Here is a 525-nt window from a genome sequence, read left to right on the forward strand (position 1 = left end):
CGCGGCCAGCAGCCGCCGGGGACGCGCCCCCGTCCGCGGTGCGCCGGGTCGACGTACATCCGCTTCAGCTCGCCGTGGTCGGCGTCCAGGGCGCGCAGCGCACCGCAGCCGATCGCCTCGCCGGCGTCCTCGAGCACGACGAAGACCGTCACGTCGGCCGCCGTCGGCGGGGTGCTCGGGTCGCTGTCGTCGGTGCCGTAGCGCTCGGCCATCTCGGCGCGCTGGGCCAGGCGCAGGCGCTCGCCGTCGGGGTCGTCCCAGGGACGTTCGTGCACGATCACCCGACGATCGTGCCAGCACCGGTCCCGGGTCACGGCAGCAGGCGCAGCCCCCCGACCAGCTTGTCCACCGCCCGGCGCGGACCGACCAGGCCCACCGCCAGGTAGTCGAGGTCGTCGGCGCGGGCCGTCCGAACGCGCTCCAGGTACTCGTCGTAGACCCGGGTGCGCTGCGCGTCGACCGGCATGTCGGCGACGTGCACCCGCGGGTCCTGGACCGCCCGGGCGCGCAGCGCGGCGAGCCGCG

The 525-nt window shown here is 76.8% G+C and carries 2 protein-coding genes; both read right to left on the minus strand.

From position 1 onward, the window contains the following. On the minus strand, positions 1–281 hold a 281-nt coding region (locus AC2W7G_RS18370), incomplete at its 3' end, for a GNAT family N-acetyltransferase (protein ID WP_485869697.1). Positions 282–310: 29 nt separating this feature from the next. Then, positions 311–525 (minus strand): DUF2000 family protein (locus AC2W7G_RS18375; protein ID WP_485869698.1); only part of this gene is annotated, 215 nt, incomplete at its 5' end.

The sequence above is a fragment of the Aeromicrobium sp. PFPM2_SD2 genome, from assembly GCF_057364525.1.